Raw genomic sequence first — 21,500 nt, 5'->3', positions numbered from 1 at the left:
ATAAACAGCTTTCACCGCAGTAAACTGACTGTTACTCAAAAGGAGATATATACATTCATTTTATTTGCAGCTTAAAATGTCCCCATGTTCACCTTCACCACTGCTCTGTATGCTGAATATTGATGAACCCGCACACCTACAACCCAAAGTGGCCTTGTTTCGCTTAGGTTTTAGACCCTTTTTCCTATTTGCCAGCCTGTTTAGTCTCTTAAGTTTGGGTATATGGGGCGGTTTGCTCTCAGGCAAATCGTTATTACCAAGCACACTCAATCCTCTGTGGTGGCATGGCCATGAGATGATTTTTGGCTTTGTCTGCGCTGTAGTTGCAGGCTTTTTACTGACAGCCGTTCAAAACTGGACGGGACGCCCTGGCATTAAAGGTTTGCCTTTAGCTGGACTATTTTTAGTATGGCTACTGCCTCGTTTGTTGTTCATATTGTCCTTCAACATTCCGCTTGTTGTCATAATGATCATCGATCTGCTGTTTTTACCCTTAACGGCGGTCTTATTAGCCATTTCGGTGATTGAGGTTCGCCAGTGGCGCAACTTTGTGTTTATCCCCATTCTGAGTTTACTCACCGTTTTCAACGGCGTGAGTTACTACGGCTTAATGACTAATCAATTGAATTGGATGAATAACGGACTCTATGCCGCAGTGATATTGGTCGCGGTTATTGTCGCGGTGCTCGGTGGACGGGTGATCCCATTTTTTACTGAACGTGCAACCCAATGGCAAAAGCAAGCCCCGCTCCCTGCGCTAGAGTATTTAAGTTTCGTTAGCCTATTAACCCTAGTGATAAGTCTCTTTTTAACAGAAACATTATTGACCCGCCTCCTTGCAGGTGTTGCAGGCTTAGTACTCTTCATTCGTTGGTCTCGCTGGGGATGGAATGCCAGTTGGCCTGTGCCGCTATTATGGTCGCTGCATTTAAATTACTTATGTATCCCCATAGGTTTAGGGCTAATTGCTGCAGGATTGCCACTTTCCGTTGGCATGCATGCCATTACTGTTGGGGGATTAGGCGGAATGATCCTTGCGATGATGTCACGGGTTTCACTCGGGCATACGGGGCGTACACTGACACCGCCGCGACCAATGGCGCTGGCTTTTGCCTTGATCCTCTGCGCCACAGTGCTGCGCGTCCTCGCGGGCTTACTTAGTACTTGGTTTATCGAACTCATGCTCGCCGCCATTGCGCTGTGGATCTTAGCCTTTGGCTGTTTCTGTTACTGTTATGGACCTATGCTTTGTCGCGTAAGGGCCGATGGGCGCCCAGGCTAAAGCGGCGTCTAAAATCACGGCGCTTTTATTCTGTGGCTCAGCGAGCATTTGTTATCTTGTGAATTGAGTCACAGAGAATCACGCCTCTTTTCCCTACCTAAGGTATTTTTACTGTTACTATCTATAAAAATATTCAGTAGGGAGTACCTATGCCATTTTATCGCCAATACGGTGCCAAGGGCTTAAAAGCCGTTGAGCATCTGGTATTAATCATCATCGCCATTGCGACCGTTGTCGCCATCGGCCAAGAAATTGTTCATGTCTTTAATGTCGGCGCCGTAGCGCTTGCCGATCTACTGTTATTGTTTATTTACCTTGAAGTGCTCGCCATGGTGGCCAACTACGCCGAATCGGGCAAATTACCCGTGCGTATGCCGCTGTACATTGCGATTGTCGCCCTAGCGCGGTACTTAATCTTAGATATGAAGAGCATGGACGACTGGCGCATTGCCGCCATTTCTCTCTCGACTTTGATTTTAGCGGCCACGGTTATCGTTATCCGTTGGGGCCAATTAAAAATGCCCTACCCTAAAAATCAAGAATACGATAATTAATCCTCACGCGCGCCATTGCCAGCCAAAGGCAATGGCGCGATGTTCTTGCCAGTAAAATCCTCACCAAAGACCTCGCTTTCACATTGGTATTCTGCCAAAAAGCAATTATGCTAGTTTTACTGAGATCAATTATTTACGGGGCAATTGAGTTATGGGTGACCATCCAACAGGATTTGAAGAAAAACGTGGGTCGCTTCGCGTGGATATGGAAGCCGAGCGCGTACTCTTACATTGGACAGATAACGACGATGTAAACCATACCGACCAAGGCGTGTGCATCGATTTAGCCCGTCGAGGCATTTTGTTTGATTATAAAAAACCGTTCTCGCTGGGTGACTTAGTCACAGTGACCTTTAATCCTGACACCGATCATGAGAATAGCGTTAAAGGTCAGGTCTGCCGCTGCTCTAAACGTCATGATCAAAGTTATCATGTCGCCATGCAATTGCTTTAATTTCAATCCAGCTACGCAGGGTCGATTGAGCTGTTCTACACTGAATTAGTTGAACTATTCGTACAGGGGACATAGCTATGATATTGCTGGTGGGTGGTGAAAAAGGTGGTAGTGGCAAGAGTTGCCTCGCACAAAATCTGGCGGTGTATATAAAACAGAAATTTGACGCCAATGTGCTGATGGTCGACTGTGACCCACAACGTACCACATCCGATTGGATCCAAGCCCGAAACAACGACCCTAGCCTCCCTGCTATTAACTGTATTCAACTCTACGGCAAAATTCGCAATGATTTGCTCAGTCTCAACGAGCGTTTTGACTATGTGATTGTCGACTGTGGTGGCCAAGATAACCTTGCGATGCGCGCCGCGATGTCGGTGGCCACTTACGTGGTGATCCCCCTAAGACCTAAGCGTCGCGATCTAAAAACCTTGCCCCATATGGAAGACATGCTCAGCACCTGTAAGATGGTTAACCCCAAAATGGTGGCCACCATAGTGCTCACCCAATGTCCCGCGTTGCCCACACAGGTTAAACGTATTTTAGAGGCCAAAGAAGTGGTGCAATCCTTCGGGTTACGCGTGCTTAATTCGGTGACGTTCTGCCGCAATATTTACGATGACAGTGAGGAAAAAGGATCGTCTGTGATGGAAATTGAGCCCGATGGAAAAGCGGCCGACGAAATCCGCGCAATTGTGGATGAGCTGTTCACCTTACCTCCAGAAAATAGTTATGAGCTTAACTGATCTTAAACGTAAGAAACCCAAACAAGTCATCAAGTCGGTTTCTGTTGATGATTTTATTGAAGATGCCAATAACTATGCTCTTGGCAAGGCGAGTATTCTTAACATCCCCACAGTCGAGCCAAAGGGATTAGATAAAAAGTCCGCCAAGATTTACCGCCACGCCACTTTTACCTTAACCGAAACCAGTATTTCCCAGCTCGATGGCCTGGCAAAGGAAACCAAGATTGCTAAATCGCGGCTGCTGCGGATTTTGATTGATGAGTTCAGCCACAGAACGGCTGAGGAACAACTCAAAGTAGTCAATAAAAGTAAGAAAAATGAGGGTTAACTCGACTCTTTATGCATTGATATTAGCGGTTATCGGTGAGTGATAACGGCTTAAGTTTTCTGCAATAAAACTGCCGCAATGTAAACCTCTATAAATTGCGCTTTCGGGAGATTTAATTGGCCGCAACCTAATGCGGCCAATGGCTCTGAACTTGTGATGCTATGCCGACGGATGTCGATTCACTTAGGCTCATATGAACCTAGACTACAATTTGCTTCAACTTCTATTGCCTAAGCTTCGATTAGCTAGGCTTCGATTAACAAGAGTACTTTCAATCATCTTAGTGGTGTGAATGATTGCACTGCCGCCCAGCCACCAGAGTCAACCCTTGCTCCGATTCCAGCATTTTTCCTTTGCGCAGTAATAGGCTAATCAGCTCTTCCGCCTGCAGATTATCGGCGCTGCAAGTGTGGTAACGTGCATTGTTACCAAAGGTTTGTGCCATCAAGGCGATAAACTCAGGCTTTAAAAGCGGATTTTCTTGCGCTACCATCAGCGCCATAACGTCATGACCGTGAACAGAATCTGACATATTCTCTCCAAAAGATGTAAAAAAGATTAAGCTTTATATCCGAACTGTTGAATTTTAACCCTGATCTTGCGCACATACTGCCGATTTCAATGCCTGTGCCAACTGCAATGACGATAAAGTGAGCCACTATGTCCTTGATCTTGCTCCTGACTCAACAGATGTCACTCTACTTAGTGATAGTGTATTTGGTCAGTAAAACGCCACTCTTTAAACTGTTTGCCGAAACCGCGCCACGCCTACCGCACAAAATTTTTATTTACCTCATCTTTTCAAGCTTTTGTATCATGGCGACTTATTTTGGCGAGCAAACCTCGGGCGCCATTGCCAATACTCGCGCGATGGGCGCCGTATTAGGTGGTTTACTCGGCGGGCCTGTCACGGGATTTTTAGTTGGTATCACGGGTGGTTTGCACCGCTACAGCATGGGTGGTTTTACCGATTTAGCCTGCGCCATTTCAACTACCCTCGAAGGCCTGTCAGCGGGCATGATCAGTTTTTACCTGCGCCGTGCGGGCAAGAGCGAGCTTATCTACAATCCACTGTTAGTTTGCCTAGTAACCTTTTACGCCGAAATGATGCAGATGAGCATTATTCTACTGATCGCCCGCCCCTTCGATGATGCCTGGGAATTAGTTCGACAGATTGCACCGCCGATGCTCTTGGTTAACTCCATCGGTGCGGCGCTGTTTATGAGCATGATCCGTGACCAAAAAACCATGTTCGATAAGCTATCCTCCAGCTTCTCGACCAAGGCACTCAAGATTGCCGAGCGCAGCGTGGGCTTACTCTCCAAGGGCTTTAATGAAGAGAGTAGCGGTAAGGTTGCGCAAATTGTGATCCAAGAAACCAATGTCGGCGCGGTGGCCATTACCGACCGCGAAAAACTCTTAGCTTTTATCGGCATAGGCGCCGACCATCATATTCCCGGCACGCCGATTTCCTCAAAAATAACCCTTGAGGCCATTAACCAGAACAAGGTGATGTTCGCCGATGGGGTAGAAATGCCCTATTCCTGCTCGATTTCGAGCCAGTGTAAACTCGGTTCGAGCCTAGTGATCCCACTTCGCAGCGACACTGAAGTCATTGGCACCATCAAGTTATACGAGCCTAAAAATAAACTGTTCTTGAACATTAACCGCACCTTAGGCGAAGGGATTGCGCGGCTATTGTCGAACCAGATCCTCTATGGCCGCTTTGAACAGCAGCAAAATCTGCTGACCCAAGCCGAACTCAAATTGCTGCAAGCTCAAGTGAATCCCCATTTTTTATTCAACGCACTCAATACCATCAGTGCGATTATTAAGCGCGACCCCGATATGTCGAAGCAACTGCTACAGCAGTTATCGCAGTTTTTGCGGATTAATTTAAAGCGTACCACGGGTTTAGTAACGCTCGGGGATGAGCTCGATCACATCGCCTCCTATCTCACCATTGAGAAAGCCCGATTTATTGATAAATTACAGGTCAATATCGCTATCCCTGAATCACTCTATCACTGCAAAGTGCCTGCATTTACCCTGCAACCGATTATTGAAAATGCCGTCAAACACGGCACCTCCCATATGATTGAGCAAGGGCAAATCAAGGTGACGGGCCGGATGGATGAACAGGTATTAGTTTTAGAAGTCACTGATAATGCTGGGCTTTATCAACCCATTATGGGTTCTGAAGGGCTCGGCATGAACTTAGTCCATAAACGGATCCAAAACCTGTTTGGCGAGCAGTATGGCATTCAGGTGGAATGCGAACCGGATGAGTACACCAAAGTCACCATCCGCTTACCCATAGAACAGACGGAAACCAGCACGTGATCACTTGTTTAATTGTCGACGATGAATTGTTTGCCCGCGAGGAACTGGCCGATCTGCTCGGTCAAGAAGCTGATATTGAGATTATCGGCCAATGCTCCAATGCGATTGAGGCGCTGCAAACCATTGCCAAAGAAAAACCTCAATTGATTTTTCTCGACATTCAAATGCCGCGGATTTCAGGCATGGAGTTGATAGCCATGCTCGACCCCGACACTTTGCCGAAAATCGTGTTTGTGACCGCATTTGATGAGTTTGCAGTCAAAGCCTTTGATAATCATGCCTTTGATTATCTACTCAAACCCATAGATGCCGAACGTCTTAGCCAAACCTTGAAACGAGTGCGTAAGGATCTGACGCCACAAGCAGTGAACCTGATTGCGCCATCGACGTTGGAGCATTTGCCCTGTTACAGCGGCAGTAAGTTAAAAGTCATCCCCATTCAAGATGTTGAATATGTGTTTAGCGATTTAAGCGGTATTCATGTAGCCTGTACCAAAGGCAAGGTCCACACCCAGCTCACCCTGAAGGTGTTAGAGGAAAAAACGCCGCTGGTGCGTTGTCATCGCCAATATCTCATTTCGCCCAAGGCCATTGCTGAGATAGAACTGCTCGATACCGGTGCCGAAGTCACCACCCTGCTTGGCGACAAAGTGCCCGTATCCCGCCGCTACCTCAAAAGCCTTAAGCAATTGTTTGGCTTCCAATAGTCCGATTATTAACCGCTTATGCTCATCTCCTAACCGCTCGGGACGGTTAATACTTATGAATGACATACGTATGCAACCGCTCGCCCCATTCTATTGCCGCTGAGTCAGCATTATCGACCTCTCACCCAGTTAGCGCTGTTTTGTGTAAACAACTTGTTTACACTCTGCACAACTCAAAATGGGGAGATAACTAAAATGATGTGGTTCCTACTCTGCGTCGGTCTATTGATCGGCGGTTACTTTATCTACGGTACCTTTGTTGAAAAGGTATTTGGTATCAACGAAAAACGTCAAACACCGGCTTTTAGCCAAACCGACGGCGTAGACTATGTGCCTATGTCCAAAGGCAAAGTCTACTTAATCCAATTATTGAATATCGCAGGTGTGGGCCCAATCTTCGGCCCAATCCTAGGTGCGCTTTACGGTCCAGCGGCCATGCTGTGGATTGTGATCGGTTGTATTTTTGCCGGTGCGGTGCACGATTACTTCTCGGGTATGCTGTCGGTCCGTAACGGCGGCCAATCTGTGCCAAACCTTGCGGGTAAATACTTAGGTAAGAGCGCCAAACACTTTATGAACGTGTTTGCCATTATCCTGCTGTTACTTGTGGGTGTGGTGTTTATCTCTGCGCCAGCGGGTCTGTTAGGCAAGCTAACGGGTTGGGATGTCAGCATTTTCGTTGCGATTATCTTCATTTACTACCTGATTGCTACTGTGGTACCTGTCGATAAAATTATCGGCCGCCTGTATCCCTTCTTTGGCGCGCTGCTGTTCTTTATGTCCTTTGGTTTAGCCTTTGCGATCATATTATCGAGCGAACATACACTGCTGCCCAATGTGCAAGCGGGTGACTTCTTCCAAAACTTAAACCCTAAAGACATGCCACTGTGGCCTGCACTGTTTATCACCATTGCTTGTGGTGCGATTTCAGGCTTCCACGCTACACAATCGCCGCTGATGGCACGTTGTGTTGAAAACGAAAAGAACGGCCGTTTCGTGTTCTTTGGCGCCATGATCGGTGAAGGTATTATCGCCCTGCTCTGGTGTGCGATTGCGCTGTCTTACTTCCACGGTGTTGAAGGATTAAGCACTGGCATGGCGGGCAACCCTGCAAACGTAGTATACGAAGCCTCTACCGGTCTATTAGGTGCTGTCGGTGGCTTTATGGCCATCCTTGGGGTAATCATTCTACCCATTACCTCAGGCGACACCGCTTTCCGCTCTGCCCGTTTGATCTTGGCTGAGTTCTTTAAAATGCCACAGGTTGCCCTACCAAAACGTTTAGTCTTGGCCATCCCATTGTTTGTGATTGGTGGTTTATTGACTCAAGTCGACTTCGGCGTGATCTGGCGCTACTTCGGTGTGGCTAACCAAGCGACCGCAGTATTAATGCTCTGGACAGCCTCTGCTTACCTACTACGTCACAATAAACTGCACTGGATCACCACTATTCCAGCGATGTTTATGACTACCGTGGTTATCACTTTCCTGCTCAATTCAGCAACCTTAGGCGCAGGTTTGCCTATGACCCTGTCGACCATCGCAGGAAGCATTTCAACCTTAGTTATCACTGCGTTATTGATTGTGAAAACCAAAGGAAAAGGCGAAGTCGATAGCGAAGGCGAATTACCGGATGAAGCCTAATTTCTAGCAAAACCACTAGAAATATCGCGACTCAAATTGAACGGACACTCATCAGTGTCCGTTTTTTTATCCATCGCCTTAAGCCTAAGCCCATAATGCTGGTATAATCCCGCCATTGTTCACGGCAGTTTATTCAAGATGACTCAATCAAATAACCCATTACACGGCATCACACTCGAAGCCATAGTCACCCAACTGGTGGAACACTATGGTTGGGAAGAACTCGGCGCGCGCATCAAAATCCGTTGTTTTACCGAAGATCCGAGTATCAAATCGAGTCTGCGCTTTTTAAGAAAAACCGACTGGGCGCGGGAAAAAGTGGAATATTTGTATTTAAAAACCAATAAACTACCACTGCCAGGCGCAAAATCATCTAACGCTCCGGCGAAAGCAGCGGCCAAGAAGCCTGCAAAACCCGCACAAAAACCTGCTCAGACGAATGCAGCCGCATCGACAACTGCAACGGATGGCCAGATCAATAGCCATATCTGGGGCAAGCGCGACTAATTTCGCGAGAATATTCAAAAGCGCATTCACAAGAACAGACAAAAATGCGCGGGATAATTCACTCGATTATCCCGCGCATTATTTTTTAAGTGGTTTAACAGCCGGATTAACGTTTAAGCCTTAGCTATCGGCTACTTTGTCTGCGGATAAGTCACACGGTAAATCGCCCCCGCATAATCATCCGATACGAGTAAACTGCCATCGGCCAATTCGGCAAACGCCACTGGGCGACCGAAGGTTTGTTCATCCTGCATAAAGCCAGTTAAAAACGGGGTGTATTTCACCACCTTGCCTTGCTCAATCGTTGCCACGGCCACTTTATAACCCGCTTTCTTAGTGCGATTCCACGAACCATGCTCGGCCACAAATAACTGCTGTTGATAGTCGCTAGGGAACTGTTTACCCAAATAAAAATAAATGCCGAGCGGCGCAACATGCGCCCCTAGGGAGAGTGCCGGTGCAGTGTATTTGGCAGGATCTTTACCTTGGCCAAACTCAGGGTCAAGAATCGTACCTGCATGCACATAAGGAAAGCCAAAATGTTCACCCAAGTAACTGACCTTATTGATTTCGCAGGGAGGAATATCATCGCCCATCATGTCGCGGCCATTATCGCTAAACCAAAGGGTTTGAGTGCCAGGCTGAAAATCAAACCCGACGGAATTACGAACCCCTTGGGCAATCGTCGTTAATTTTTTGGTCTCAAGATTAAGCGAGAAAATGCGCCCATAGCGTTCATTCTCCGCGCACACATTGCAGGGCACGCCCACCGGAATGATTAACTCGCCTGTCGGTGAAACCCCTAACACTTTCCAACCATGGTGGGTTTCACTTGGAAAGCCATCGAAGACCACCTCAAATTTGGGTGAGTTTAAGTTGTTGTCTATATCCTTGAATCGAATGATGCGCTCGACTTCGGAGACATACAGATCGCCATCTTTGATGACCACACCTGAAGGTAGCTTAAGTCCTGAGGCAACGAGGATTTTCTCATCGGCAACGCCGTCTTGGTTACGGTCGATTAGGGCATAAACATTCCCCGCCTTCATTGAGCCCGCATAGACGATGCCCTTATCGGATACGGCAATTTCGCGCGCATTTTCAACATCATCAGCGAATAGGCTTACGTTAAAACCTTCGGCAACCGTCAGTTTATCTAAGATATTCTTGGCTATTGCTGGCGTAGAAATACCACTCAAGACACTGAGAGATAAGAGAGAAACCGCCTTAAAACTGGCTGTTGTGAGTAGTACGGCGCGTTTTTTATGATCCATTGACTCGCATCCTAGTAGGGTAAAATTATTGTCGTACAATTAATTGGCCTACGTTACCTTAGATATTCCGTATTACCAAATCCCCTGACTTAGCATGTCAATCCAACAAGGAAGTTTCCGTAACAGATAACTCACTGCCAATTTGCCCTTTCTCAATCGCACATACCGCGTCCTTTGCAAAATAAGGGTAAAAATCTGCTTGAGTTTTTTATCCATCAGCCGATAACTTGATAAAGCACACGTGTCACTCACATTGGTTACGCTATTGAACATAGTTGAGCGACCACATTGAAGTACTAAAGGAATCTATCGTGAACATTAATGGATTAAATACTACCGCAAACAGCGGCGCCTTTAAGTCGGTATCTACGGCATATGTTTCAATTCCACCCGTCACTTCCCCAGCCGATACGGCGGCGAGCACAGAGTCTCAGTCAGACACACAATCCAGCGTGAATATTTCAAATGCGGGAAGGCAAGCGCTTGCCAACGATCTTAGTGCAACCTTAAGAACTGCATTCGCCGACAAACTGCAGCAGTCACAAAGTAAGGAAACGGAAGAGAAACCCACATCGATTATTGATGAGCAAATTAAGCGTATCAAAGAACAAATCAAAGACTTGCAAGAAAAACTCACTAAGCTGAAGGGTGATAACTCAGAAGCTGCGGCTCAACAGCGCAAGCTGTTACAGGATCAAATTATGCAGCTTAGCGGTCAAATGACTAGTTTGATGGAGCAAAAAGTGCGAGAAGCCAAGAAATCGGCAGGTTAATCTCGAAATGAACCACTATAACGACTACTCATAAATATCGCGTCTAACGCTTGATTTGAATAGCAAACTAAATAGGGAAACTAAATAATAAACGCCAGATATTTAATCCATCACCGGTTCGATAACTGATCCCAATTCTATCTATGCCGAGGAGTTCACCACCCAAAGGCTTAGCAAAGGCGAGTGTCGCGCCAAATTCGTAGCTGCCGGAAACAATGGTTTCATCTTCAGCATTTTGGCTAAAATCCAGCTCGTTGAAATACCAATAGCCAACCGCAAAGACTCTCGGCTGCATCTGAATATTCAACCATTGCCAGCGGGGTGAAAGGCCAATATCGACCCCGGTTTGCAATACCGCAAATTGGTCGGTTAATTTCCCTACCCGCTCACTGTAGCCCGCAAACCTTAACCTCGACACCCAAACGCTGTCTTCACCCGCGAGGCTGAAATCATATAAGCTACTCACGCCCGAGGCTAAAATCGCCACGTTTGCATCGGTATCGAAATTCGTCCCAAACCCCACATCCAGATAGGCTTCCATCCGCGTGTTTACCGTTGCTTGCCAGTGGTGTTCGATGCCGGGTGTCATGGTCATAGTGCCGACCGAGGAAGGCAATTCACCATCGGTAATATCTTTGGCTAAGTAGTCAAAAAAACCGAAGGACAAGGGTAGACGCAGCCAAGTTTGACTACTTTCGTCCTTTAAGAAATCAAAGCTTAAGGGAATGCTCACCACAGTGGCATTTTGATCGGCGGCCCGATACACACCCGTGCCAAGATAACTGCCAAAGGCATAAACAGAGTTGGGATTATTTTGGCCATCAATCGGCGATTCGGGGCTCATTTGAGCAAACGACGGAGATAGCTGCGCAGCCTGCGGTTGGGTGTGGCTTGCAATGGGAGCGGTCGACGCCAACAGTGGGAAGACGCACCCCATTGATAGCGCCGAACAGGAAAAGCATTTAACGAGTAACCGGCTAAAAATGGTCTTCAATTTATGCAAACAGATCCTGATTTGCTAAGCCTAATCGGTTATCGCTTTGGTTAAAGATTACTCTTCATCCGTAAAATGATACTCAGACATCATATGCCCAAGTTCGGTGGATTTAGTCTTTAAGTAAGCTTCATTGTAGCGGTTTTTACCGACTTGCAGGGGAACACGTTCAACCACTTCGATGCCGATTTCTTTCATCGCTTTGACTTTGCGAGGGTTATTGGTCATTAAGCGTACATGCTTCACGCCAATTTGTTCAAGCATAGGTTGGATCATATCGTATTTACGCATGTCCGCCGGGAAACCTAATTGCTCATTCGCCTCAACCGTATTGGCACCTTTATCCTGCAATTCATAGGCACGGATCTTATTCAGTAGACCAATACCGCGGCCTTCTTGGCGCAAATATAAGATAAATCCACTGCCGGTTTCGGCAATGTTTTGCATCGCAGTTTGTAGCTGGAAGCCACAGTCACAGCGTAAGCTAAACAAGGCATCGCCCGTAAGACACTCAGAGTGAATACGGCCTAATACGGGGGCATCGCTACTTAGGGTGCCAAACGTGAGGGCAACATGCTCTTTACCGGTTTCGGTATCTTCAAAACCGTGCATGGCAAAAACGCCCCAAGGAGTGGGTAATTTTGACGTCGCGACATATTTTATCGACATGACTTAACCTTAACGACTACTCTCATTCCATGAGACGGAAGGAACATCCATAAACAAAACGATGATTGGGCTCTTCGCCTACTGAGCGCCTATTCTAAAGCGTTTTCCATAATCACGAAATACTTTAGTAATTTAATCAACTATAAATCGAAACCTGCGGCGCTATCACGGGTATAGCTCAATCTGTCGAACCACCATTCAAGGCGCTGCAAAATAGGCATGTGCCTTATTTTGCAACTCAATGAATAACTTGCCAATAAAACTTAAAACTTTGCTGGAGCAAAACCTGTGACTTCGGTTAAGCCCATTTCGCGTCCTAATGCCGTCATAGGATGCACAACCACTAGGCCTTTGACTGACTTTTTCAGTTGACCCATGTCGGCTTGCTCAGCTTTGGTGAGGGCGCGATGGAATGGCAAGTGTTGAATATCTGTACCTTGCTTTTGTAAAAGGCGCGACTGCTGCGTTTTTACACTATTGATTTGCTTAGTGACCGCCGCAATCTCGCGTTTAAATTGCGCCACAATAACGGCATCGCCACGTTGCTCTGCTGCCGCCAGTTTACGACGAAACTTATCTAACTTATCGTTAAGCTGCTGCAGTTCTTGCTTTAAATTCATCATTTTACCTTAAATTACTTAAGTGAATCCCAGTCGATATTTGCACCATTTAGGGCCTGAATGTCTGGGTCACTGTGTCAAGGTGTGGGATTATAACAGCAAGTTAGCGATCCTCGTTACCGCTTTTATAAGAAACGGATCACCTGATTGCTGCTGCCACGGTATGGCAAACTCGGATCGGCAAGGCTCTGCTCGAATTTACCATCCACCAGCACGTCCACATATTCCAGTACCGCCCGCTGCTTATCCGTTAGCGCATCCCAGGTATAACCCGTCCACAGCCAAATATCTTTACCTGGACATTCGGTTTTCACCCGCTTCACTAACGCGAGTATCCCCTCAAGGTTGGCGGGTAAGAGTGGATCGCCCCCAGAGAGTGACAAGCCGCGGCGCACAATGCGCTCATCCTGTAGATCGGCAATAAGCGTATCTTCCATTGCCTTATCAAACAAATGGCCTGAGCGCACATCCCAAGTACTTTGATTATAGCAACCTCGGCATTGGTGCTCACAACCTGACACAAATAGGGTGACCCGAGTACCGGGGCCGTTCACCACGTCAACGGGATAATATTGGTGATAGTTCATTGCTGCGTCCGCGCTAAAGCCCAATATGGTTAGGGGCTAAAGATCAAAGCACAGTCGCCACCAGTGCGACTGTGCCAGTGTAACAAAACAAACAAGGCAAAAGTGTTACAAGTGTTTGATCCTGCGTTTCACTTCTTCTTGCTTGCCATGGTTGAATGGTCTGGCATCGGGGCTACCTAAGTAACCGCATACCCGACGCGTCACAGATACCCTGCTTGGCTCATGGTTGCCACATTTAGGACAAGTAAAGCCTTTACTGGTACAACTAAACTCACCGGTAAAACCGCAGTCGTAGCATTCATCAATCGGCGTGTTAGTGCCGTAGTAAGGCACGCGGCTATAGCTGTAATCCCACACATTTTCGAGCGCTTCGATATTGTGCTGCATATTGGGGTATTCGCCGTAGCAAATAAAGCCACCATTGGCAATAGCAGGATATGGCTGCTCAAAATCAATTTTATCGTAGGGATTCACCCGCTTTTCCACATCCAAGTGGAAGCTATTGGTGTAATAACCTTTATCGGTTACGCCCGCAACCACGCCGAATTGGCGCGCATCGAGTTTGCAGAAACGGCTGCAGAGGCTCTCACTCGGGGTGCTATAAAGACTAAAGCCATAACCGGTTTCGGCCTTCCATGCATCGGTAGCCGCTTTAAGGTGTGCGACAATCGCCACCGCTTTTTCACGCAGCTTGGCATCATCAAACACATGGGTTTCAGTGCCATAGAGCGCATTGATGGTTTCATGTAAACCGATATAGCCTAATGAAATCGATGCCCGACCATTTTTAAAGATTTGGGCGATATCATCATCGGCGCGCAGGCGCACACCACAGGCGCCTTCCATATACAGAATCGGCGCAACTCTGGCTTTAACGCCATTTAAGCGTTCGATGCGGGTGTCTAATGCGCGGCGGGCGAGCAGTAAACGCTCATCTAAAATGCGATAGAATTCAGCTTCATCGCCATTGGCCTCTAGGGCTACACGGGGCAAGTTTAAGCTCACCACCCCAAGGTTATTGCGCCCTTCATGGACCAGTTCGCCATTTTCTTTATAGGAGCCTAAAAAGCTGCGACAGCCCATTGGGGTTTTAAATGATCCCGTGACCTTTTCCACTTGCTCGTAGTTCAAAATATCCGGATACATGCGCATGCTGGCGCATTTTAGGGCCATTTGTTTGACATCGTAGTTGCAATCACCGGCCTTGTGGTTAATGCCATCACGAATCGCAAACACCAGTTTAGGGAACACAGCAGTCTTACGATTTTTACCTAGGCCCGTCATTCGTACTTTCAGCATGGATTGCTGAATTAAACGCGATTCCCACGAAGTACCAAGACCAAAACCAAAGGTCACAAAGGGCGTTTGTCCATTGGCGGTATGTAAGGTATTCACTTCATATTCAAGGGATTGGAAAGCATCATGACATTCTTTTTCGGTAAGTGCCGTCGCATAGGCCTTGGCATCTTTAATCTGCCAGTTGAGCGCCACTTGATAGTGTTTGTCATAGCTCTTCGCCACAAAAGGCGCGAGCACTTCATCGATACGGTTAATCGTGGTGCCGCCATAAATATGGCTCGCCACTTGGGCAATAATCTGCGCCGTTACCGCCGTAGCGGTGGAGATGGATTTTGGGGTCTCAATTTCGGCGTTGCCCATCTTAAAACCGTGGGTCAACATGCCCGCCAAATCAATCAACATGCAGTTAAACATCGGGAAAAACGGCGAATAATCGAGATCGTGGTAATGGATTTCACCAAGTTCATGGGCGGCCACCACATCCTTAGGCAGAATATGGCTCTTGGCGTAATGTTTCGCGACGATACCCGCGAGTAAATCCCGCTGGGTTGGGATCACTTTAGAGTCTTTATTAGCGTTTTCATTTAACAGCGCGGCATTGCTCTGCTCGACTAAACCACGGATTTCGAGATTGAGTTTACTGGTGGCATCGCGGCAAATATCTCTGTCATGGCGGTACTCGATATAGACCCGGGCCAAGGATTTGTAAGGGCCTTCCATCAAGAGATTTTCAACCGCATCCTGTAAATGGTGGATCTCGACTTCTGCCAGATTCGCCACTCGCTCCCTCACACAGGCGGCAACCGCCGCGGCATAGTCAGCATCCTCTATCCCAACCGAGTTTGCAGCCGCTATCACTGCATCTCTTATCCTTGTTTCATCAAAAGGTGTGCGGCAACCATCCCGCTTGATCACGACTGGCATTGTTCAGTTCCTCTCCATTCCGATTAAAATTAACACTACATATAGTGTTCAGATAATCAACAAACACAATATCTAGGCAATTAAGCGGCATTAACACCTAAAATTCCATGATCCAGATCATGATTTATCGGATGGATAAAAAGAACAAAGAAGAACTGTAGCCAAGCCCAATGATCTCAGTATTAAGCCTTGACCTTGGCCATAAAGCAGGATAGCGGACGCTAAAAATGCACGCTAATCACGACAAAGGACCTTGACCCGAAAGCCAAAGTCCTTGGAATAAAAGAAGTCCGTAGCTCGGCGTTTGCCCTTAGCTTAGGTTTGCACTCAGACAGGGTTAACGCTTGGCTAAAGCAAGATAACTACTCAGTTGCCCCGATGCCGATTGCTGCATCCCCATAGAGGAAGCCACTTGCATGGTCGATTTAAGCCCCTGCCATAACTGCTTTTGGTTATCGCTCATTGTTGGATTGCTATTTAGATAATCGGTTAACTGGCCAAATACCTTGATGGCTTTTTGTGCCAGCACAGGGGATTGCGCATCATCCATATTCGACAATACATTCTTAGCATCGACTAAGGTGTTGATCATCGGACTGTTGGGTGACTTTTCCGCTAAGGACTTTAACTCGTCGTCGATAAAGTCCTGCAGAGATTGCTTGCTCGGCTTTTGGCTCGGCAAATTAATGCCGTTTTGTGACAGTCGTTCAACCTGTGCATCGGACAAAATGCCGTCCTTTTGCAGCCGAGACACTAGGGCCGGAATATCTGACACACTAAACTGGCCATCGGCAAAAAAGTCCTTCGACATGGCTTGGATTTTTTGTGCCCTAAGCGCACGGGGTGACAAGGCAATCTCATCACTCGGTTTCGCTTCAGTTTTAGGCGTATCCTTGGTGGATGAGTTGGCATCCGTTCTGGCGTCAGTCTTACTTGTGTCTGTCTTACTCGTGTCCGTCTTCTTGCTGTTCAGGCCATAGGCATCGGCAACACTGCTACGGTTCAGATTTAAGGCATTTAAAAGAGGATTCATCGTCAATAATTCGGCATCTAACACTGTGTGATGGGGATAAAGCAAAAAATAAGCCAATCAAACAGTCACTTGCCTAAAGTATTATTCGTTTCGCGATCACGTGCTTGCCAGAACGAACAAAATTTAATCTCGAAACGTCAACACGCCCTAAATATCCTCACAACTTAGCCTTTCCAAATCGCGGCTTCAATCAAGTGCGCCACTTTAGCGACAGCCGCCTCCCCCGCCGCAATAGCCTCGTCGGCACGGTGAAATTCCATGGTGCCGATATTAGCGACTTCGGGCACAACCAAGACATCGGGCGGATCTCCCATCAAACGCGCCCGTTTATGACGCTGCTCTAAAATCCCCATCGATTGAGACATCACCGCAATCATGCCAGGGTTAGATTTAGTGCCGAGGGAAAACTTGTCGGTTAAACTGCTGACATACTCCCGCCCCCGAGCAAATAAATCCATAAAGCCGGTTTCTTGGCGCGCGGGCATTTCGGCTTCTTCCTTCGGCGCCTTATGGCTGGTCATATTGACGGGCAATACCTGCAGCCGCCCCGAATGAAACCCGTGCAAATCCACGGCAATCACAATATCGACGCCCATCGCGCGGCTCACTGACACAGGCACAGGGTTCACCACAGCGCCATCGACTAACCAACGATCTCCTTGACGAACGGGGGCTAATATCCCCGGCATTGAGCAAGAGGCGCGCACAGCTTGGCGTAAATCGCCATGGCGAAACCAAATTTCTTGCCCAGAATACAAGTCAGTCGCGATTGCTGCAAAGGGTCGCTCGAGCTCTTCAATATTGATATCACCGATGCGCGATTGCAGCACATCGAAGACTTTCTCGCCGCCGATCAAACCGCCCTTACGCCAACGAATATCCATTAACCCGAGGACATCCCAGCTCGAAAAACTGCGCACCCACTCCTCAAGCTCGGTCAAATGATTATGGGCATAGGCCGCCCCGACGAGCGCGCCGATTGAACATCCGGCCACTTTATCGGGTTTGACTCCCATGGCGGCAAGGCCATTGAGTACACCGATGTGAGCCCAACCCTTGGCGGCTCCGCTTCCAAGCGCGATGCCAATGGTGGGTTTTGTCCCCTTGCCCATAATATGTGTCCCTTAACAACTCAATGATTTGAATAAGCTAAGTTCCGCTCTGAACACTGTCAATGATTAATGGCTGATTATTCGTTAACTCAAGTAATGGGTGGCATTAAGAGCAATTGAACAACCAGCCTACCTAACGAGCCTAAGGAACGGTTCTGATGACGAGAGTGAAGAACCAATGGTGACTAGCCTTATCTGCGGCGATTTAACGGATCCAGTAAGATAATGACCAATCAAGATAGCTGAGCATAGTGATTTAAGGCTATAATCTGCCCTCACTTAGATTTAGGGGATATACCTTTGCAGTTTACTGATTTTTCTCTGGACCAGCGTCTGTTACAAAGCTTAAAGCATATGGGGATTGCGACCCCAACCGCCATCCAGGAACAAGCACTGCCTATCGCATTGGCAGGTAAAGATTTAATGGCGTCATCAAAGACAGGCTCAGGTAAGACCTTAGCTTTTTTGTTGCCAGCGATGCAAAGGGTTATCTCCACCCGCGCCTTAACCAAGCGCGATCCTAGAGTACTGATTTTATTACCAACCCGCGAATTGGCCCACCAAGTGTATAGCCAGCTACGTTTGCTGGTTGCCAACACTCAATACAAAGCCATTAGCGTGTTGGGCGGTGAAAACTTTAACGATCAAGCTAAAGCTCTGGCAAAAGAGCCACATTTTATCGTGGCAACGCCGGGACGCATCGCCGATCATTTAGAACAAAAAAACCTCTTCCTCAATGGATTAGAACTGCTTGTCCTCGATGAAGCCGACCGTATGCTGGATCTGGGTTTTGCGCCGCAATTAAAAGCCATTAACGCCGCTGCAGATCATAAGCGCCGTCAAACCTTAATGTTTTCGGCCACCTTAGATCACAGTGAAATCAATGAGATTGCCGCGGCATTACTCAAAAATCCATCACATGTGGCGATTGGTGCAGCCCACACTGAGCATCAGGACATTACCCAACGGATTTATCTGTGTGATCATTTAGATCACAAAGAAGCCCTGCTCACGCGTTTGCTCAGTGACGAAACCCACAAGCAAGTGATTATTTTTACTGCCACCCGCGCCGATACCGAGCGCTTAGCCAACAAACTCTCGGTGCAGGGTTTTGCCACCGCGGCGTTAAGCGGCGAGCTGAAGCAGGCGGCCCGTAATCAAATCATGGATCAATTTGCCCGCGGTCAGCAGCAGATTCTGGTGACCACAGATGTGGCATCCCGTGGCTTAGACTTACTCAATGTCTCCCTCGTCATTAACTTCGACATGCCCAAATTTGCCGAAGAATATGTCCACCGTATCGGTCGTACCGGCCGCGCGGGCGCAAAAGGTGATGCAATCTCCCTCGTTGGCCCTAAGGATTGGGATAACTTTAAGAAAGTACAACTCTTCCTCAGAAAGACCTTTGAGATCAGTGCCATTCAGGGCCTCGAAGCTAAATTTAGTGGTTTAAAAGACAAGCCAAAGACCGCCGCAACTAAAGCGGTCGCTAAGGCTGGTACAAAAGCCAAAGCGAAAACCAAGTCAAAAACGGTTAAAACGGCCGCCTCCCGTGACAAACGCTTTATCACTGGGGTTGATGTGGGTGATGCGCCTATGCGTAAAAAACCTGCGGTGCCATTGCTGCAGGATCATGACGACGAGCGTTAATGATTTACTCGCGAGAGTCCATAGTGCAGACTCTCGACATTACGGGTGGGAATATGCTCCTGCCATATGTAAGAAATGTTGATATTTAAAGGTGTAACATGCGAATTTGTGGTGTTGAATTAAAAGGCGGCGAAGCCATTATCAGTCTGCTGAGCTACGAAGGTGAAACCTTCAACGTACCAAGCTGCCGTAAAGTGTCTTTTAGCGTCGCTCAATCAGCCTCAGCGGAAACTATCCGTGAATTTCACTTCGCTTTCCATAAGTTAATGGAAGATTATAAGGTCGATGAAATCGTCATTATCGAGCGCGAGCAAAAAGGCAAACTGGCAGGCTCTGCCACCAGCTTTAAACTCGAAGCCGCAATTCAGCTCGGCGATCTGCCGGTGACCTTATTATCGCCTGTTGCGATCAAGGAACAAAACAAGCGTAATCCGCCTCAAGTTGATTTTGACAGCTTAGATCTCAAGCGCGTCCAACAACCTGCCTTTGAGGCCGCCTACGCTCAGCAAAATCGCCGTATCTTCGGTAAAGCTTAAAGCCTATGAGCTTAGCGCGGCTGTAGCGCTAAGCTCGTTTTCCCACAGCTCAAAACAATGCAAACCTTAAAATATTTAAGCGGTTATAGCCCGGATATCCAACGGCAAGTTCAACAGCTACTCGAAGGTGGCAAGCTTGCGGATGTTTTGCTGCGCCGTCATCCCACAGTCCACGAGATCCGCAGCGACAAAGCCCTCTATGACTATACCCAAGGGATAAAAAATCAGTTTTTACGCCAATCCTCTCCCCTATCTAAAGTGATCTTCGATGACAAAATTAACATGAGTCATCATGCACTTGGCTTACATTCTTACGTCTCCAGAGTGCAAGGGAATAAAATCAAGGCTAAGAACGAAATCCGTATCTCTTCACGTTTAAAGCGCGTCCCCGAACCCTTGCTCAGAATGGTGGTTGTACACGAACTCGCCCACCTAAAAGAGAAGGATCATAATAAAGCTTTCTATAAGTTGTGTACTTATATGGAGCCCGATTACCATCAATTCGAATTCGATCTGCGTTTACTGCTAACCTGTATCGACGCTAATCAATCGCCCTACTCAAACTAAACAAACTTATTCGACTAGGCTCGCATTTTACTCATCGATTTATCACGCACAGTTGACTGATAATAATTTTCATTTAGAATGAATCCGTCTTATCCTTTACCGCACTACAGTCGTGTAAAAAGTCGTATGAAAAAGCAAAAGATTGGTAAAAAGCTAGAAAAATGGTGTAACAAACAGGCCAAAAAACTGCAAAAGCAGCAGACAAAATCCAATCGTCTTGTTGAATTGCAAAACCTTTATTCGGCAAATACACCAATAATGCATGCGACTCATGCACAAAATAAAAAACAGCAGCGTAAACACTTAAGCCAATTATTGTCCGAATATCTGGCAAAACAGCATATCCAAACCCTCGATAAGACCGCCCGCAAAAAACAACTTAAATTAGCTAAAGCCCATTTTAGTCCCGCGAATGATGCTAAATTTTTAGCATCCGCCGTAATTAAGCGTATACGTCCATTACCCACTGAACGCAGTTTTGCACTTCGTCCCTTTAAAAAATCCCCCTGCGGAGGCTGCCCAGCTTTAAAAGGTCGTCTGTGTAAATGTGCGTTAAAGGCAATACAGAAACGTCAGGCCAGTTAATTCATTTGAGTTAACGACTTATTAGCCGTAATCCATCAAACTCAATACAAGCTAGCTAGCGCAAGCCATGTGACTCGCTAATTTCGGCACTGACACATCTATAAGCCGATATCTACTTTTATCCTTTCAGTTGTGTATATACGTGTTAATTCGGCCTACTTCACTCTATCCATCACTTATTAAAGCAGTAAAGCTCAATCCGTATTCGTCCCAATACCAACCCTATTAAGCTTGTATGTTGATGAATACCGCGCTTTCCAGCGGTTATACTAAACGCAGCGCAAATAAAAACGCCGATGACATCAGATTCAT

At 47.1% G+C, this 21,500-nt stretch carries 23 protein-coding genes; 14 read left to right on the top strand and 9 right to left on the bottom strand.

The window, feature by feature from the left end:
- Window positions 1-109: 109 nt before the first annotated feature.
- From M0415_RS02825 to M0415_RS02805, 5 genes are all read left to right on the top strand, one after another.
- Window positions 110-1,282, top strand: coding sequence for an NnrS family protein (locus M0415_RS02825; protein WP_249556608.1), 1,173 nt, complete (start codon window positions 110-112; stop codon window positions 1,280-1,282).
- Window positions 1,283-1,431: 149 nt separating this feature from the next.
- A complete protein-coding gene (locus tag M0415_RS02820) occupies window positions 1,432-1,836 on the top strand; it encodes a phosphate-starvation-inducible protein PsiE (protein ID WP_011623180.1) in 405 nt (134 codons plus the stop codon).
- Window positions 1,837-1,987: 151 nt separating this feature from the next.
- Window positions 1,988-2,290, top strand: coding sequence for a PilZ domain-containing protein (locus M0415_RS02815; protein ID WP_011717488.1), 303 nt, complete (start codon window positions 1,988-1,990; stop codon window positions 2,288-2,290).
- Between the two features lie 77 nt (window positions 2,291-2,367).
- Window positions 2,368-3,036 carry an AAA family ATPase gene (locus M0415_RS02810; protein ID WP_086902600.1) on the top strand — a complete coding sequence of 223 codons (669 nt, stop codon included), beginning with the start codon at window positions 2,368-2,370 and terminating at the stop codon, window positions 3,034-3,036.
- Window positions 3,023-3,364, top strand: a complete 342-nt coding sequence (locus M0415_RS02805) for a hypothetical protein (protein WP_011717490.1) — start codon at window positions 3,023-3,025, stop codon at window positions 3,362-3,364. The genes M0415_RS02810 and M0415_RS02805 overlap by 14 nt, the downstream gene beginning before the upstream one ends.
- Window positions 3,365-3,644: 280 nt before the next feature.
- Here M0415_RS02805 and M0415_RS02800 read toward each other — a convergent pair whose 3' ends face one another.
- On the bottom strand, window positions 3,645-3,896 hold the full coding sequence (locus M0415_RS02800) for a YecH family metal-binding protein (RefSeq protein WP_249555767.1): 252 nt from the start codon (window positions 3,894-3,896) through the stop codon (window positions 3,645-3,647).
- 128 nt (window positions 3,897-4,024) lie between these two features.
- On the opposite strand from M0415_RS02800, the gene M0415_RS02795 reads away from it, so the two are divergent.
- The 4 genes from M0415_RS02795 (at window position 4,025) to M0415_RS02780 (ending at window position 8,565) form a co-directional block, all read left to right on the top strand.
- Entirely contained in the window at window positions 4,025-5,707 is a 1,683-nt protein-coding gene (locus tag M0415_RS02795) for a sensor histidine kinase (RefSeq protein WP_249555769.1), read from the top strand.
- Window positions 5,704-6,414 carry a two-component system response regulator BtsR gene (gene btsR / locus M0415_RS02790; protein WP_011717493.1) on the top strand — a complete coding sequence of 237 codons (711 nt, stop codon included), beginning with the start codon at window positions 5,704-5,706 and terminating at the stop codon, window positions 6,412-6,414. Before M0415_RS02795 ends, btsR begins: the two co-directional genes overlap by 4 nt.
- A 195-nt stretch (window positions 6,415-6,609) precedes the next feature.
- Window positions 6,610-8,058: a carbon starvation CstA family protein gene (locus M0415_RS02785; RefSeq protein ID WP_086902597.1), complete on the top strand. Its 1,449-nt coding sequence runs from the start codon at window positions 6,610-6,612 to the stop codon at window positions 8,056-8,058.
- 138 nt (window positions 8,059-8,196) lie between these two features.
- The gene (locus M0415_RS02780) at window positions 8,197-8,565 is read left to right on the top strand and encodes a VF530 family protein (RefSeq protein ID WP_011717495.1); all 369 of its coding nucleotides are present in this window, start codon (window positions 8,197-8,199) and stop codon (window positions 8,563-8,565) included.
- 131 nt (window positions 8,566-8,696) lie between these two features.
- Here the strand turns inward: M0415_RS02780 and M0415_RS02775 are convergent, their stop codons facing one another.
- A complete protein-coding gene (locus M0415_RS02775) occupies window positions 8,697-9,839 on the bottom strand; it encodes a PQQ-dependent sugar dehydrogenase (RefSeq protein WP_249555770.1) in 1,143 nt (380 codons plus the stop codon).
- Between the two features lie 311 nt (window positions 9,840-10,150).
- Between M0415_RS02775 and M0415_RS02770 the strand changes: the two genes are divergently transcribed.
- Complete coding sequence (locus M0415_RS02770; protein WP_086902595.1) at window positions 10,151-10,612, top strand: hypothetical protein; 462 nt, start codon at window positions 10,151-10,153, stop codon at window positions 10,610-10,612.
- Between the two features lie 67 nt (window positions 10,613-10,679).
- Here the strand turns inward: M0415_RS02770 and M0415_RS02765 are convergent, their stop codons facing one another.
- The 7 genes from M0415_RS02765 to rssA form a co-directional block, all read right to left on the bottom strand.
- A complete protein-coding gene (locus tag M0415_RS02765) occupies window positions 10,680-11,549 on the bottom strand; it encodes a hypothetical protein (protein WP_249555771.1) in 870 nt (289 codons plus the stop codon).
- 114 nt (window positions 11,550-11,663) lie between these two features.
- Complete coding sequence (gene ribA, locus M0415_RS02760; protein WP_023267813.1) at window positions 11,664-12,275, bottom strand: GTP cyclohydrolase II; 612 nt, start codon at window positions 12,273-12,275, stop codon at window positions 11,664-11,666.
- A gap of 263 nt (window positions 12,276-12,538) precedes the next feature.
- A complete protein-coding gene (locus M0415_RS02755) occupies window positions 12,539-12,895 on the bottom strand; it encodes a YibL family ribosome-associated protein (RefSeq protein ID WP_011717500.1) in 357 nt (118 codons plus the stop codon).
- A gap of 125 nt (window positions 12,896-13,020) precedes the next feature.
- Window positions 13,021-13,482 (bottom strand): anaerobic ribonucleoside-triphosphate reductase-activating protein, encoded by a 462-nt coding sequence (gene nrdG, locus M0415_RS02750; protein WP_086902593.1) that lies wholly within the window; start codon window positions 13,480-13,482, stop codon window positions 13,021-13,023.
- A gap of 105 nt (window positions 13,483-13,587) precedes the next feature.
- Window positions 13,588-15,705, bottom strand: coding sequence for an anaerobic ribonucleoside-triphosphate reductase (gene nrdD / locus M0415_RS02745; RefSeq protein ID WP_249555772.1), 2,118 nt, complete (start codon window positions 15,703-15,705; stop codon window positions 13,588-13,590).
- A 337-nt stretch (window positions 15,706-16,042) separates the two neighbouring features.
- Window positions 16,043-16,738: a hypothetical protein gene (locus M0415_RS02740; RefSeq protein WP_249555773.1), complete on the bottom strand. Its 696-nt coding sequence runs from the start codon at window positions 16,736-16,738 to the stop codon at window positions 16,043-16,045.
- 164 nt (window positions 16,739-16,902) lie between these two features.
- Window positions 16,903-17,850 (bottom strand): patatin-like phospholipase RssA, encoded by a 948-nt coding sequence (rssA, locus tag M0415_RS02735; RefSeq protein WP_086902591.1) that lies wholly within the window; start codon window positions 17,848-17,850, stop codon window positions 16,903-16,905.
- Between the two features lie 300 nt (window positions 17,851-18,150).
- On the opposite strand from rssA, the gene M0415_RS02730 reads away from it, so the two are divergent.
- The 4 genes from M0415_RS02730 (at window position 18,151) to M0415_RS02715 (ending at window position 21,188) form a co-directional block, all read left to right on the top strand.
- Entirely contained in the window at window positions 18,151-19,500 is a 1,350-nt protein-coding gene (locus M0415_RS02730) for a DEAD/DEAH box helicase (protein ID WP_249555774.1), read from the top strand.
- Window positions 19,501-19,598: 98 nt separating this feature from the next.
- Window positions 19,599-20,036 carry a DUF3010 family protein gene (locus M0415_RS02725; protein WP_088213060.1) on the top strand — a complete coding sequence of 146 codons (438 nt, stop codon included), beginning with the start codon at window positions 19,599-19,601 and terminating at the stop codon, window positions 20,034-20,036.
- Between the two features lie 57 nt (window positions 20,037-20,093).
- Entirely contained in the window at window positions 20,094-20,603 is a 510-nt protein-coding gene (locus M0415_RS02720; RefSeq protein WP_023267805.1) for a M48 family metallopeptidase, read from the top strand.
- 126 nt (window positions 20,604-20,729) lie between these two features.
- Entirely contained in the window at window positions 20,730-21,188 is a 459-nt protein-coding gene (locus tag M0415_RS02715) for a hypothetical protein (RefSeq protein ID WP_249555775.1), read from the top strand.
- Window positions 21,189-21,500: the final 312 nt, after the last annotated feature.

The sequence above is a fragment of the Shewanella sp. 10B genome, from assembly GCF_023475885.1.
GTDB classification, from domain to species: domain Bacteria; phylum Pseudomonadota; class Gammaproteobacteria; order Enterobacterales; family Shewanellaceae; genus Shewanella; species Shewanella mangrovisoli.
The sequence above is the reverse complement of the archived record's forward strand: the minus strand, read 5'-3'. Positions and strand labels throughout refer to the sequence as shown.